The following is a 13,665-nucleotide window of genomic DNA, read 5'->3' as shown; positions in this document are numbered from 1 at the left end:
CGTCCTGGTCCGCTGGAGATCGGGCCCATGAGGCGGCGACCGACAGCGGGTCCCGGGCACGCGGAGGTGACTCCACACCCCGCCCGCGCCTGACGGTCCTGTCCGGTCCGTCGGGTGTGGGCAAGTCCACGGTCGTCGCCGAGCTCCGGCGGTCCCACCCGGAGGTGTGGCTGTCGGTCTCGGTGACAACCCGGAAGCCCCGTCCGGGGGAGACGCACGGCGTGGAGTACTTCTTCGCCGGCAACGACGAGTTCGACCGGCTCGTCGCCTCCGGCGAGCTTCTCGAGTGGGCCGAGTTCGCCGGCAACCGGTACGGCACGCCCAGGCGTCCGGTGCTGGAGAGGCTGGCGGCGGGCGTCCCCACTCTGCTGGAGATCGACCTGCAGGGCGCCAGACAGGTGCGCAGGACCATGCCCGAGGCCCTGCTGGTGTTCCTGGCCCCGCCGAGCTGGGAGGAGCTGGAGCGGCGGCTGCGCGGCCGCGGCACCGAGCCTCCCGACGTGATCGCCCGCCGCCTGGAGGCGGGACGCGTCGAGCTGGCGGCGGAGAAGGAGTTCGACCTCACGCTCGTCAACACGTCCGTCGATGACGTGTGCCACCGGCTGATAACCTTGCTGGGACACTCACCTAGCTAGGGGAATCACTGACGTGGCAAGCAGCGCCGCCTACGCGGAAGGCATCACCAACCCGTCGATCGACTCGCTCCTCGACATCGTCGACAGCAAGTACAGCCTTGTGATCATGGGGGCGAAGCGGGCGCGCCAGATCAACGCCTACTACTCCCAGCTCGGCGAGGGCCTGCTGGAGTACGTCGGGCCCCTCGTGGAGACCCACGCCCAGGAGAAGCCGCTGTCCATCGCCCTGCGCGAGGTCGCCGAGGGCCTGCTGACCTCCGAGCCCATCGAGGGCTGACCCCCGCCCCGCCACGGGAAACCCCGAGCGAGCCGGAGGGGCGCGCCGGTTTCTGGACTGAGGAGTGCGCGGGAGCGAAGCGACCAGAGCGCGACGAGGGAAGAAGCCGGGAGTGAGCGCCCCGATGAGCGAAGCGGGAAACACAGTCGTGCTGGGCGTCAGCGCGGGCATCGCGGTCTACAAGTCCTGCGAGTTGCTGCGCCTCTTCACGGAGTCGGGACACGACGTGCGCGTCGTGCCGACCAGGGACGCCCTGCGTTTCGTCGGCGAGCCGACCTGGGCCGCGCTGTCGGGCAACCCGGTGACCACAGAGGTGTGGGAGTCGGTGCACGAGGTGCCGCACGTGCGCATCGGGCAGTCCGCGGACCTGGTGGTCGTCGCCCCGGCGACGGCGGACGTGCTGGCCCGGGCCGCGCACGGCATGGCGAACGACCTCCTCACGAACACACTTCTCACGGCGCGCTGCCCGGTGGTGTTCGCGCCCGCGATGCACACCGAGATGTGGGAGCACCCCGCCACGCGCGCCAACGTGGCGACGCTGCGGGAGCGGGGCGCGGTGGTGATCGAACCCGCGAGCGGCAGGCTCACCGGCGCCGACACGGGCCCCGGGCGGCTGCCGGACCCCGCCGAGATCTTCGAGGTCTGCCGGCGCGTGCTCGCGGGCCGCGGCGGCGATCTGGCGGGGCGGCACGTCGTCGTCTCCGCCGGCGGCACCCGTGAGGCGATCGACCCCGTCCGCTTCATCGGCAACCGCTCCTCGGGGCTGCAGGGATACGCCCTCGCCCGTACGGCCGTCGCCAGGGGCGCGGAGGTCACGCTGGTGTCGGCGAACGTGGCGCTGCCCGACCCGGCGGGCGCGAAGGTGGTGCGGGTGGAGTCGGCGACGCAGCTCCGCGAGGCGGTCCTGGCCGCCGCGGAGCACGCCGACGCCGTCGTCATGGCCGCCGCCGTCGCGGACTTCCGGCCCGTACGGCAGAGCGGCACGAAGATCAAGAAGTCGGCCGCCGAGCCCGATCCAATCCATCTCACGAAAAATCCGGACATCCTGGCTGAGCTGGGGGAGACCCGCCGGGCCGGAGGCGGGACGTACCCGCGGGTGATCGTGGGTTTCGCGGCGGAGACGGACGACGTTCTCGCCAACGGGCGCGCCAAGCTGGAACGCAAGGGCTGCGACCTGCTCGTGGTCAACCAGGTGGGGGAGAACCTCGCGTTCGGCACGCCCGACAACGCCGCCGTCGTCCTCACTGCGGAGGGCGAGTCGGTGGAGATTCCGAGGGGTCCCAAAGAGGATCTCGCCGACGTAGTGTGGAACCTGGTGGTACGGCGTCTCCCCTGACCCCTCGTGGACCTCGACCCCTCGCGGACCTCGCGTGGTGCCGGTGCGGGCGTCCGTGCCCGCCTCCGCAGGGTGCGTCGAGGGAGCGATCGCATGCCGGTGTCCGCCACGATCAGAGAGCGCTGCCGGGCCATGCTCGGCCCCGGCGAGGACATCCGCTATGTCTTTCCCGCGGTGGCCCTGCCTCCTCCTGCCATGATCAGCTTTCTCGTCGTCGTGACGAACCGCTCGGTCACGCTGCTGTCCACCAAGATGCTCACGCGGGACGAGCCGTCGCGGGTGTGGGCCCGCTACCCCCGCCGCACCCGACTCGGGCCGGTCGAGTTCGGGTCGGGCCCGAGGATCGAGATCGACGGCATGACCCTGGAGGTCGACGACGAGTACGCGGCGGTGGTCGCGGCGGCGGACGCCGAGGCCTTCTCCCCCGGTGACCTGCCCAGAGATCCCCTCCCCGACCTCTGAGGGGAGTCCGGGACCCCGGCGGGCGCGTCCTGCCCGCCGCCTGTCGGGGAACCGGTGACGTGGCCGGAACCGGGATGGCTGTGCCGCGCCGCATCGCCTGAGGCTAGACTCGCGTGAGCATCGAATGGCCGCCGGTAGGGCCTACCGGCGGTCCTTCACAGACGTCAGCAGCCGCTGCATGAGGAGCCCAGAGTTGTCCCGTCGCCTGTTCACCTCCGAGTCGGTCACCGAGGGCCACCCGGACAAGATCGCTGACCAGATCAGTGACGCGATTCTCGACGCGATGCTCAAGGACGACCCGAAGAGCCGGGTCGCCGTCGAGACGCTGATCACCACTGGCCAGGTCCACGTCGCCGGCGAGGTGACGACGGAGACCTACGTCGACATCCCCGCCCTGATCCGGGAGAAGATCCTCGAGATCGGGTACGACGCCTCCCACAAGGGCTTCGACGGCGCCTCCTGCGGCGTGTCGGTGTCCATCGGCGCCCAGTCGCCGGACATCGCCCAGGGCGTCGACGACGCCTACGAGCACCGCGAGGGCGAGGGCGCCGACGACTTCGACCGCCAGGGCGCGGGCGACCAGGGCCTGATGTTCGGCTACGCCTGCCGCGAGACCCCCGAGCTGATGCCGCTGCCGATCACGCTCGCGCACCGGATGGCCCGCCGCCTGTCGGAGGTCCGCAAGAACGGGACCGTTCCCTACCTGCGCCCGGACGGCAAGACCCAGGTCACGATTGAGTACGACGGCGACCGGCCGGTCCGCCTCGACACCGTGGTGGTCTCCACCCAGCACGCCCCGGAGATCGACCTGCGGGAGATGCTGGCCCCCGACATCCGCGACCACGTCGTGGAGCCGGTGCTGGCCGACCTGGAGATCGAGACCGAGGGCTACCGCCTGCTGGTGAACCCGACCGGCCGCTTCGAGATCGGCGGCCCGATGGGCGACGCCGGGCTCACCGGCCGCAAGATCATCATCGACACGTACGGCGGCATGGCCCGCCACGGCGGCGGCGCCTTCTCCGGCAAGGACCCGTCCAAGGTGGACCGTTCGGCCGCCTACGCGATGCGCTGGGTCGCCAAGAACGTCGTCGCGGCCGGTCTGGCCGACCGCTGCGAGGTCCAGGTGGCGTACGCGATCGGCAAGGCGCAGCCGGTCGGCCTGTTCGTCGAGACGTTCGGCACCGAGAAGGCGCCGGTCAACGTGATCCAGGACGCGGTGCTCCAGGTGTTCGACCTGCGCCCGGCCGCGATCATCCGCGACCTCGACCTGCTGCGCCCGATCTACTCCGAGACCGCCGCGTACGGCCACTTCGGCCGTGAGGGCGTCTCCTGGGAGTCCACCGACCGGGCCGACGCCCTGCGCACCGCCGCGGGCCTGTGACCCGTCCCTGACGGACCCCGGCGCCGCCCTCGCGGCGGCGCCGGACAGGCACGCCCGGCCGAGCAGGCCGGCCCCGCCGGGCCGGGGCCCCGCGAAACCGGCGTGGCCACAGGCGACGACCCCGCTCGCTGGGCTTCGCCCACAGCCTGCGGGCCGGTGCCCTGTCACAGGCGACAGTCCTGGGCGAGCATCGCCTGCTGCTGTTCGGCGAGCAGGCCGGCGCTCGGCACGCCGGCCCGGACCCTCGACCGGCTTCGCCCACAGCCCGCGGGCCTGTGGGCGATTGCGGCCCGCCGGGTCTGGTAGGACGTACACGTGACCGAGCCGACCCGTGCCCCTCATCCGCAGGAGGCGCTCCTACCGGCGCCTCCCGCCGCCGGGAAGCGGTTCATCCAGCCCACCGGGCGGACTCGTGCGGCGGGCGCGGAGCGGACGCGGGCGGGCGCGCGCAAGGGGGCGCGTGAGGCGGCGGCGAGCCTTCCGGTCGCCCGGATCGTGGTGGACACGCCGCTGCCGCACCTGGACCGGCCGTTCGACTACCTCGTCCCCGCCGAGATGGACGCCGAGGCCGTGCCCGGCTGCCGGGTGCGGGTCCGTTTCGCCGGTCAGCTCGCCGACGGTTACCTGCTCGAACGGCTCACCGAAAGCGAACACGGCGGGCGGTTGTCCTTCCTGGAGCGGGTGATCTCCCCGGAGCCCGTTCTCACCCCCGAGATCGCCCGCCTGGCCCGCGCGGTGGCCGACCGCTACGCCGGGACCCTGCCCGACGTCCTGCGGCTGGCGGTGCCGCCGCGGCACGCCCGGGTCGAGGCCGAGGCGCGCACCCCCGTCCGCCGCGCCGATCTCCCCGCGGCCGCCGCCGCCCCGGCGGGGAAGGACGCGCACGCGGGTCCGTGGGAGGCCTATCCGGCGGGGGCCTCGTTCCTGGAGGCGCTGGCCGAGGGCAGGGCGCCGCGGGCGGTGTGGACCGCCCTGCCCGGCACGGACGCCGACGGGCCGACGTGGCCCCACGCGATCGCGGCAGCCGCGCGGGCGACGCTGGACGGCGGCCGGGGCGTCGTCGTGGTGGTTCCCGACGGCAAGGACGTCGCGCTGGTGGCCGAGGCCCTGGGCGACACCCCGCACGTCGCGATCACCGCGGACCTCGGGCCCGCCGAGCGATACCGGCGCTGGCTCAAGGCGCTGCGCGGGGAGGCCGGCATCGCGGTGGGCAACCGCCCGGCGGCCTTCGCCCCGGTGGCCCGGCTGGGCCTCGCGGTCATCTGGGACGACGGCGACGACCTGCACGCCGAGCGCCACGCCCCCTATCCCCACGCGCGGGAGGTCCTCGGCCTGCGCGCCCACCAGGCGGGAGCGGGCCTGCTCGTCGGGGGCTACGCCCGCACCGCCGAGGCGACGGCGCTCGTCGACACGGGCTGGGCCGGCCCTCTCGTGCCCGACCGCGCGGTGGTGCGGGCGCGGGCCCCCAGAGTGCGTCCCGCGGGCGACGACGCCGAACTGGCCCGCGACCAGGCGGCCAGGGCCGCCCGCCTGCCCAGCGTCGCCTGGCGGGCGCTGCGTGAGGGCCTGGAGCACGGGCCCGTCCTGGTGCAGGTCCCGCGCAGGGGCTACCTGCCCGCGCTCGCGTGCCGCCACTGCCGCGCCCCCGCCCGCTGCTCGGGCGCGCCGCCGGTCCGCCTCGCCACGGAGCCGTCGCACTCGGAGCAGCCGCACTCGGAGCCGTCGTATTCGGGGCCGGTCTGCTCGGGACCGCTGGCCCTGCGGGGCGGGCACGCCATGCCGTACTGCCGCTGGTGCGGCCGGATCGCGGGCGACTGGCGCTGCCCCTCCTGCGGGGGGACCGGCGTGCGGGCCGTCATCGTGGGCGCCCGGCGGACGGCGGAGGAGCTGGGCCGGGCCTTCCCGTCCGTCGCCGTGCGCACGAGCGGACGCGACGGGGTCCTGGCCAGGGTGAGCGGCGCTCCGGCACTGGTCGTGGCCACCCCCGGGGCCGAACCGGTGGCCGACGGCGGCTACGCGGCCGGCGTGCTGCTCGACGGATGGGCCCTGCTCGGCCGTCCCGACCTGCGCGCGGCCGAGGAGACCCTGCGGCGCTGGGCGAACGCCGCCGCGCTGCTGCGGCCGGCGGGCGAGCTGGTCGTCATGGCCGACGCGGCGGTCCCGGCCGTACAGGCCCTGCTGCGCTGGGACCCCGTCACCTTCGCCGAGCGGGAGCTCGACGACCGGACCGAGCTGGGCTTCCCGCCGGCCGTGCGGCTGGCCACGCTGACCGGCCCGGCGGCGGCCGTCAGGGAGACGCTGGCGGACGCCGGCCTGCCCGCCGGGGCGCAGGTGCTGGGGCCGGTGCCGGTGGACGGCGGGCAGGAGCGCGCCATGGTCCGGGTGCCGCGTCACCTCGGCTCCGCGCTCGCCCGCGCGCTCAAGGGCGCCTCCGGGGTGCGCTCGGCACGCAAGGCGCCGGAGGTGGTCCGAGTGAACATTGATCCGCTCGATCTCATCTGACCGATTCGCCTCGCACAAAGCGAGCCGTTAGCGTGCGTGTGTGTCGATCGAATGGGTGAACCGGGCCGTCGACGGCCTCCGCGCCTGGGGGCGGGAGAGGAACGTCGAGGTCGACGTCGACGAGGTACGGCTGCTGTGCGACTACGCCAGCGACTATCTGGAGGTCAACGAGCTGGGCGATTTCCGGCCGGGGACCTTCGAGGAGCTCCTGCTGGAGATCTACCCGCGCAAGGTCATCGCGCCGCCCGAGAGCGCGCCGGAGACCGTGGCCGCGGCGCGCACGCTGGTCGAGTTCCTCCTGGACACAGGCGAGATCGGCGGCAAGACCGCCGCCCGGATGCGGGCGACGATCGACGAGATCGAGCCCGAGATGCCCCGGGCGCTCGCCGACACGTCCAAGTTCGGCATGGCCAAGAGCCTGTTCAGCGCCATCGGCCCCGACTCGCTGGAGCTCGACGCCGCGGGCGGCCGGGCCGAGGGGGAGACGGACGGCCCCGACTGCGACTGCCCCGGCTGCGCGCCGCTGCCGCCCGTACGGCTCGCGCCGGCCGAGGAGGTGGCGCGGGCGGCGCGCGAGGTGCCGCTGCTGGTCGACGCCCACCGCGTGGTGACGTGGCTGGCGGAGGGCCGCCGCACCCTCACCCTGCGCCGCTCGCTGCGCGCCGCGGACGCCCGCGCGATCAGGGACGGCCTCGGCGTACGACGCCCCGAGGCCGCCTGGCGTCTGGCGCTCGAACTGGGGCTGGCGCACGCCGGCCCTCCGGCCGTCGAGGCGGCCGAGGGCTTCCGCGACCTGGCGGAGCGCGGCGACGAGGAGGTGCTCGACCTGTGGACGGGGGCGCTGGAGCTGCTGATCGAGGGCCTGGTGCCGCTGACCGGCGAGCGGGTGGTCGACGACGGGATGGCCCAGATCCACGACCTGCTCTACCGGCTGCAGTCGCCCGTCCAGGTGGACGCGCTCGCCGACTACCTGCGTGAACTGGCCGACGGGCGGCCGGTGGGGCGGCTGGACGAGGCGCTGACCGGCCTGGCGTACGCGGGAACGGTCCAGCGTACGGAGGACGGCCTGGCCCTCACCACGCACGCCCTGTGGGGCCTGCGCGAGGTGTACGCGGGCATGGGCATGGACGCGCCGCTCGCCCCCGACCTGGCCGAAGGCGACGCGAGCGGCCTCATCGCGGGCCTCATCGGCGACGGCCCCGCGGACGAGGCGGCCGAACGGGACATCGCCGAGTGGCTGTCCCGCCGTACGCCCGAGCAGGCCGCGGCGGAGCTGCTGGCCGCCGTCGCGGGCGCCCCGGCGGAGGTGCGCGGGGTCGCGGTGACGATCGTCGACCGGCTGGGCCGGGAGGCGGCTCCCGTCGTGCGGTCCTACCTGGACGACACCGAGCTTCGCCCGCACGCCATCCACTGGCTGTCCTCGCGCGGCCTGGAGGCCCCCGCGCTCACGCCGGAGGAGGTGCTGTGGATGAGCGTCGACATGCTGGCGCTGGCGCTGCCCGCCGCCGAGGCCGACCCCGAGGGCTTCGCGGAGAACATCGCGGCCTCCGGCCCGCCCCCGCATCTGATCGAGGACATGTGGCGGGTGGAGCACCCCGACGTCGTCGAGGTCCTGGAGCTGCTCGGCAACACGCTGCGGGACCAGGCCGCCGCGAAGGCCGCCCGGAAAGCGGCCTTCAAGGCACGTTCGCGGGGCATCAGGTGACTGCTGTGCAGTAAGTTGCTGGAATGGCCGACAGCGACGTGCTCACCTTCCCGCCGGTCGACATCGCCCCCGACGAGGAGCTCGTCCACGCGGTCCGGGAGGTCCCCCTCGTACGCGACGCCCGCCGCCTCGCCGAGTGGGTCGGGGGCCGCTGCGCGGCCTCCTCCCAGGGCGTCTGCGAGGTGACCGAGGAGGGGCTGCCGCACCCGGCCGAGGCGGAGGCCATCGTCGCCGCGCTGGGCCTGGCGGCCGCCCGGCTCCGGCTGCTGTGGGTGGTCGCGGTGAACGGCCGTCTCGTGGAGGTCACCCGCCAGGGCGCCCGCCCCGGGCCGGGGGTGCCCGACCCCATGGAGTTCTGGGACGGCGTGGTCATGGACGTGCTCGACCGGACCGAGGAGGGCCTCACCGGCTCGGCCGTGGTCGACGAGCACCTCACCGAGATCCTCGCCACGATCTACTCGGTGCGCGAGGGCATGCCGCTCGCGGCGCTCGCCGGCGGCATCCTGCAGGCGCACGAGGTGGGATGCGAGGCGCGGCCGGCCGACCTGCGGCGGCTGCGGATGACCCTGCCAGGCGAGCTGTCGGCGGCGATGGCGCTGCTGGAGTACTGCGGGCTGATCGAGCTGACCGGCGAGCTGGTCCGCCTCAGCCAGCCGGGCGTGTGGGCGGTGCGCCGCGACCTGCTGCGGGAGGGGCACGACGCGCCGTCCCTGGGCGAGGTGGCCGCGCTGGCCGAGCTGGGGGCCGCCGACCTCATCGACGCGATGCTGCACGGCCGGGCGTCCGCCAGCGCCGCCACCCTCTGGCTGGAGCGCCGCGTCCCGGAGGACGCCGCGCGGGAGCTGATCAAGATCGCCGCGTCGGGCGACGCGGCCCAGCGCGGCACCGCGGGGACCGTGCTGGAGGAGCTCGGCCCCGAGGCCGCGCAGGCCGTACGGGAGGCCCTGGACGAGCCGATGATGTGGCGCTACGCCGCGGCCTGGCTGGGCGTGCGGGACCTGGAGGCGCCCGCGCTCGGCGAGGGCGACGGCGCCTGGGTGGCGGTGGACACCCTCGCCGCCCTGCTCTACATCGGCGCCCCGGTCGACTCCGTGGCCCACTTCGACCTGCTCGGCGAGGACCTGCTCGCGCTGGTGCCCGAGATGGGCCGGGCCGACCACCCCGACGCCCTCGCCGTGCTGGAGATGCTCGGCCGGCACCACCCCGATCCGCTGATCGCGAAGACGGCCAGGAAGACGGCGATGAAGGTGCGGTCGCGCACATAGACTGTGGTGATCCTCCTCGTGTATGTGACGTGAACGGAGCCGACCCTTGGCCATTCAGCCGATCCGCCTGTTCGGCGACCCCGTGCTGCGCACGCCGGCCGAGCCGGTGGTCGACTTCGACAAGGAGCTGCGCAGGCTCGTGAAGGACCTGACCGACACGATGATGGACGCGCCGGGCGCCGGGCTCGCCGCGCCGCAGATCGGCGTCGGGCTGCGCGTGTTCACCTACTACGTGGACGAGCAGCTCGGCCACGTGATCAACCCCGATCTCGACCTCGGCGACGAGCTGGACGAGGAGGGCGAGGAGGGCTGCCTGTCCTTCCCCGGCCTGTCCTTCCCCACGCCGCGGGCGATCCGGGCGGTCGCCAAGGGCTTCAACATGCACGGCGAGCCGGTGACGATCGAGGGCACCGACATCATGGCGCGCTGCTTCCAGCACGAGACCGACCACCTGGACGGCGTGCTGTTCATCGACAGGATGGACACGAAGCAGCGCAAGCTCGCCATGAAGGCGATCCGCGAGGCCGAGTGGAGCGGCCTGTCGGCCCCGGTGGTGAAGATCTCGCCGCACGCCACGCAGGGACGGGCCCTGTAGTGCGCCTGGTCTTCGCCGGTACCCCCGACGCCGCGCTGCCGTCGCTGCGCGCCCTGCTGGACTCGCCCCGGCACGAGGTGGCCGCCGTCGTCACCCGGCCGGACGCGCAGTCGGGCCGGGGGCGGAAGGTGCACCCCAGCCCGGTGGCCCAGCTCGCGGAGGAGTCGGGCATCGAGGTGCTCAGACCGGCGAAGGCCGGCGACCCTGACTTCCTCGACCGGCTGCGGGCGATCGGCCCGGACTGCTGCCCGGTGGTCGCCTACGGCGCGCTGCTTCCGCAGGCGGCCCTCGACATCCCGCCCCACGGCTGGATCAATCTGCACTTCTCCGTGCTGCCGGCGTGGCGGGGCGCGGCCCCCGTCCAGCACGCCGTACTGCACGGTGACGACGTCACCGGCGCCTCGACCTTCCGCATCGTGAAGGAGCTGGACGCCGGGCCGGTCTTCGGCGTGCTGACCGAGCCGATCCGCGACGACGACACCAGCGGCACGCTGCTGGCCCGGCTCGGCGAGGCGGGCGCGGGCCTGCTGCTGGCCACGCTGGACGGCGTCGAGGACGGCGCCCTGGAGGCGCGCCCGCAGCCCGCGGACGGCGTCAGCCTCGCCCCGAAGATCGAGGTCGACGACGCGCGCGTCGACTGGGCCGCGCCCGCGATGCGGGTGGACCGGCTCGTGCGCGCCTGCACCCCCGCTCCCGGCGCCTGGACGGAGTTCCGCGGCCAGCGGGTCAAGATCGGCCCGGTGCGGCTCGCCCCCGACGCGGACAAGCTCGCGCCGGGCGAGATCGCGGCCACCAGGAAGACCGTGCTCGTCGGCACCGCCAGCCACCCCGTCGAACTCGGCGAGGTGCAGCCGCAGGGCAAGCGGCAGATGACCGCCGCCGAGTGGGGCCGCGGCGTTCGCTTCGCCGACGGTGAGACGCTGGTCTGAGGGACCTGTGGCCACCACCACCGACGTGACCGGGCGGCGCCGCGTCGAGGCGGACGCGTTCCGGGCGGTGCACGGCGCGGGCGGACCGTGCGCCGGGCGGCGGGGTGGCGGAGGAAGGCGCTAGGGTTGCCCGCTGGTTCACGGATGACAGGGTCGAGGGTGGCAGGGTCGAGGGTGACAGGGTGAAGCAGGGCAGGGGTCAGGGCGGCGACGCAGGGGGCGGCGCGCCGCGCGGCCGGCGGGGCGGCCAGGCAGAGGGCCGGGGCGGCGGCCAGAACGGTGGCCAGGGCGGCGGCCAGGGCAGCGGACCGCGCGGCGGTGCCGGCCGGGCCCGGCCGGGACGCGGCGCGCAGACGGGGCACGCCGGGCAGGCCGCCCCCGAGGCGAGGACCGGGCAGCGGAGGCAGGGCCGTGGCCGCCCGCCGCGCGACGAGGCGCGTAACGCCGCCTACGACCTGATGCGGGCCGTCGACGAGCGTGACGCGTACGCCAACCTGCTCATGCCCACGCTGCTGCGGCAGCGGCGGATCACCGGCCGGGACGCGGCCCTCGCCACCGAGCTGGCCTACGGGACGCTGCGCGGCCTCGGCACCTACGACGAAGTGATCGCCGCGTGCAGCGACCGCCCGCCGGAGAAGGTCGACCCGCCGCTGCTCGACGCGGTGCGCCTCGGCGTGCACCAGCTTCTGCGCACCCGGATCCCGTCCCACGCCGCGGTCAGCGCCACCATCGACCTCGTACGGCTGCGCGTCGGGCCGGGCCCGTCCAAGTACGCCAACGCCGTGCTGCGGAAGGTCGCGGGCCGGACGCTGGAGCAGTGGCTGGAGATCGTGGCGCCGCCCCGCGAGGAGGACCCGGCCGGCCACCTCGCCGTCAGCTACAGCCATCCGCGCTGGATCGTCACCGCGTTGCGCGACGCGGTCGGCGGCGACCTGGACGAGACGGCCGCGCTGCTGGAGGCCGACAACGAGCGGCCCCGGGTGGTGCTGGTGGCGCGGCCCGGGCGGGCCACGGTGGAGGAGCTGTTCGCCGCCGGGGCGGAGCCCGGCGCCTACTCACCGTACGCCGCGTATCTGCCGGAGGGCGACCCCGGCTCCCTCGCGGCGGTGGGGGAGGCGCGGGCGGCGGTCCAGGACGAGGCCAGCCAGCTTGTCGCGCTCGCGCTGACCCGTGTGCCGCTCGACCACGACACGACCTGGCTGGACATGTGCGCGGGCCCCGGTGGGAAGGCCGGGCTGCTCGACGCGGTGGCCACGGAGCGAGGCGCCCGGCTGCTCGGCGCCGACCTGCAGTATCACCGCGCCCGTCTGGTCTGGGGCACCACCCGCGAGGCGAAGGTGATCACGGCGGACGGCACCCGGCCCGCCTGGCGGCCCGGCGCGTTCGACCGGGTGATGCTCGACGCCCCCTGCACCGGGCTCGGCGCGCTGCGCAGACGGCCGGAGGCCCGGTGGCGGCGCGACCCCCGGAGCATCCCCGAGCTCACCGCGTTGCAGCGGCGGCTGCTCGACTCGGCGCTGGAGGCCGTCAGGCCGGGCGGCGTCGTGGCGTACGTGACCTGCTCGCCGCACCTGGCCGAGACCCGCGCGGTGGTGGAGGACGTGCGCGACCGGGCCGAGGTGCTGGACGCGCGCGCGTTCCTGCCCGAGGTCCCGGGGCTCGGCGACGGACCGTACGGGCAGTTCTGGCCGCATCGGCACGGCACCGACGCGATGTTCCTGGCGCTGCTGCGCCGTCCCTGAAGAGCGTCCTCGCCACGGGTTCCCGGGACCGGTCCCGGGGCAGCACAGGGCGGCACGAGGCGGCACAGGGCGGGGGCGGGGACCTGGCGCCAGGGCTGAATAGACTGCAGGGACTATGGCCGTTCAGATCTCGCCCAGCATCCTGTCCGCCGACTTCGCCCGCCTCGCCGACGAGGCCGCGCGGGTCGAGAACGTCGCCGACTGGCTCCACGTCGACGTGATGGACTACCGGTTCGTGCCCAACCTCACGCTCGGCCTGCCGGTCGTCGAGTCCCTGCTGAAGACGACCTCGACGCCGGTCGACTGCCACCTCATGATCGAGGAGCCGGACCGGTGGGCGCCCGACTACGCCGAGGCGGGCGCGGGCAGCGTCACGATCCACGCCGAGGCCGCCAAGGCGGCCGTGCGCACGCTGCGGGCGATCCGCGCGGCCGGGGCGAGGGCCGGTCTCGCGCTGAACCCGGCGACCGCCGTGGAGGGGTACGAGGACCTGCTGCCCGAGATCGACATGCTGCTCGTCATGACCGTCGAGCCGGGCTTCGGCGGGCAGCGCTTCCTCGACATCGTGCTGCCGAAGGTGTCGCGGGCCCGCACCCTGATCGACAAGTACGGCGGCGAGGTGTGGCTCCAGGTCGACGGCGGCGTGTCCACGGAGACCATCGAGCGCTGCGCCGAGGCCGGGGCCGACGTCTTCGTGGCCGGCAACGCCGTCTACGGTGCCGACGACCCCGCCCGCGCCGTCACGGAGCTCAGGAACCTCGCCGAGCGGGCGACCCCGCCCTCCTGACCGGCCATCCGAACGGGCTTCTCGGCCGGGCTTGCCGGCCGGGCTGCGC

The 13,665-nt window shown here is 74.7% G+C and carries 12 protein-coding genes; all 12 read left to right on the top strand.

The window, feature by feature from the left end; all coding sequences use genetic code 11:
* Nucleotides 1-89 precede the first annotated feature (89 nt).
* Nucleotides 90-635 carry a guanylate kinase gene (gmk, locus tag FED44_RS30185; protein WP_244361583.1) on the top strand — a complete coding sequence of 182 codons (546 nt, stop codon included), beginning with the start codon at nucleotides 90-92 and terminating at the stop codon, nucleotides 633-635.
* Between the two features lie 13 nt (nucleotides 636-648).
* Nucleotides 649-912 (top strand): DNA-directed RNA polymerase subunit omega, encoded by a 264-nt coding sequence (rpoZ, locus tag FED44_RS30180; RefSeq protein ID WP_117408572.1) that lies wholly within the window; start codon nucleotides 649-651, stop codon nucleotides 910-912.
* A gap of 124 nt (nucleotides 913-1,036) precedes the next feature.
* Nucleotides 1,037-2,248 carry a bifunctional phosphopantothenoylcysteine decarboxylase/phosphopantothenate--cysteine ligase CoaBC gene (gene coaBC, locus FED44_RS30175; protein ID WP_138462821.1) on the top strand — a complete coding sequence of 404 codons (1,212 nt, stop codon included), beginning with the start codon at nucleotides 1,037-1,039 and terminating at the stop codon, nucleotides 2,246-2,248.
* Nucleotides 2,249-2,341: 93 nt separating this feature from the next.
* Nucleotides 2,342-2,710 (top strand): hypothetical protein, encoded by a 369-nt coding sequence (locus FED44_RS30170; RefSeq protein WP_117408574.1) that lies wholly within the window; start codon nucleotides 2,342-2,344, stop codon nucleotides 2,708-2,710.
* 193 nt (nucleotides 2,711-2,903) lie between these two features.
* Nucleotides 2,904-4,091: a methionine adenosyltransferase gene (metK, locus tag FED44_RS30165; protein WP_117408575.1), complete on the top strand. Its 1,188-nt coding sequence runs from the start codon at nucleotides 2,904-2,906 to the stop codon at nucleotides 4,089-4,091.
* Nucleotides 4,092-4,406: 315 nt separating this feature from the next.
* Nucleotides 4,407-6,593, top strand: coding sequence for a primosomal protein N' (locus tag FED44_RS30160; RefSeq protein WP_138462820.1), 2,187 nt, complete (start codon nucleotides 4,407-4,409; stop codon nucleotides 6,591-6,593).
* Between the two features lie 40 nt (nucleotides 6,594-6,633).
* Nucleotides 6,634-8,298 carry a hypothetical protein gene (locus tag FED44_RS30155; protein WP_138462819.1) on the top strand — a complete coding sequence of 555 codons (1,665 nt, stop codon included), beginning with the start codon at nucleotides 6,634-6,636 and terminating at the stop codon, nucleotides 8,296-8,298.
* 23 nt (nucleotides 8,299-8,321) lie between these two features.
* The gene (locus tag FED44_RS30150; protein WP_117408578.1) at nucleotides 8,322-9,563 is read left to right on the top strand and encodes a hypothetical protein; all 1,242 of its coding nucleotides are present in this window, start codon (nucleotides 8,322-8,324) and stop codon (nucleotides 9,561-9,563) included.
* Nucleotides 9,564-9,609: 46 nt separating this feature from the next.
* Nucleotides 9,610-10,158, top strand: coding sequence for a peptide deformylase (def, locus tag FED44_RS30145; RefSeq protein WP_117408579.1), 549 nt, complete (start codon nucleotides 9,610-9,612; stop codon nucleotides 10,156-10,158).
* The gene (gene fmt / locus FED44_RS30140; protein ID WP_117408580.1) at nucleotides 10,158-11,087 is read left to right on the top strand and encodes a methionyl-tRNA formyltransferase; all 930 of its coding nucleotides are present in this window, start codon (nucleotides 10,158-10,160) and stop codon (nucleotides 11,085-11,087) included. The genes def and fmt overlap by 1 nt, the downstream gene beginning before the upstream one ends.
* A gap of 458 nt (nucleotides 11,088-11,545) precedes the next feature.
* A complete protein-coding gene (locus FED44_RS30135; RefSeq protein WP_244302417.1) occupies nucleotides 11,546-12,829 on the top strand; it encodes an RsmB/NOP family class I SAM-dependent RNA methyltransferase in 1,284 nt (427 codons plus the stop codon).
* A 115-nt stretch (nucleotides 12,830-12,944) separates the two neighbouring features.
* A complete protein-coding gene (gene rpe, locus FED44_RS30130) occupies nucleotides 12,945-13,616 on the top strand; it encodes a ribulose-phosphate 3-epimerase (RefSeq protein WP_111700279.1) in 672 nt (223 codons plus the stop codon).
* Nucleotides 13,617-13,665 lie beyond the last annotated feature (49 nt).

It is taken from the genome of Microbispora triticiradicis (assembly GCF_005864065.1).
In the GTDB taxonomy this organism is placed as follows: Bacteria; Actinomycetota; Actinomycetes; order Streptosporangiales; family Streptosporangiaceae; genus Microbispora; species Microbispora triticiradicis.
Note: the sequence above shows the minus strand (reverse complement) of the source record. Positions and strands in the feature narration are given on the sequence as shown.

Excerpts from the sequence above, each read along its gene's own strand:
- FED44_RS30150 (WP_117408578.1), top strand. The coding sequence starts at position 8,322 with ATGGCCGACAGCGACGTGCTCACCTTCCCGCCGGTCGACATCGCCCCC.
- coaBC (WP_138462821.1), top strand. The coding sequence starts at position 1,037 with ATGAGCGAAGCGGGAAACACAGTCGTGCTGGGCGTCAGCGCGGGCATC.
- FED44_RS30170 (WP_117408574.1), top strand. The coding sequence starts at position 2,342 with ATGCCGGTGTCCGCCACGATCAGAGAGCGCTGCCGGGCCATGCTCGGC.
- FED44_RS30135 (WP_244302417.1), top strand. The coding sequence starts at position 11,546 with ATGCGGGCCGTCGACGAGCGTGACGCGTACGCCAACCTGCTCATGCCC.
- rpe (WP_111700279.1), top strand. The coding sequence starts at position 12,945 with ATGGCCGTTCAGATCTCGCCCAGCATCCTGTCCGCCGACTTCGCCCGC.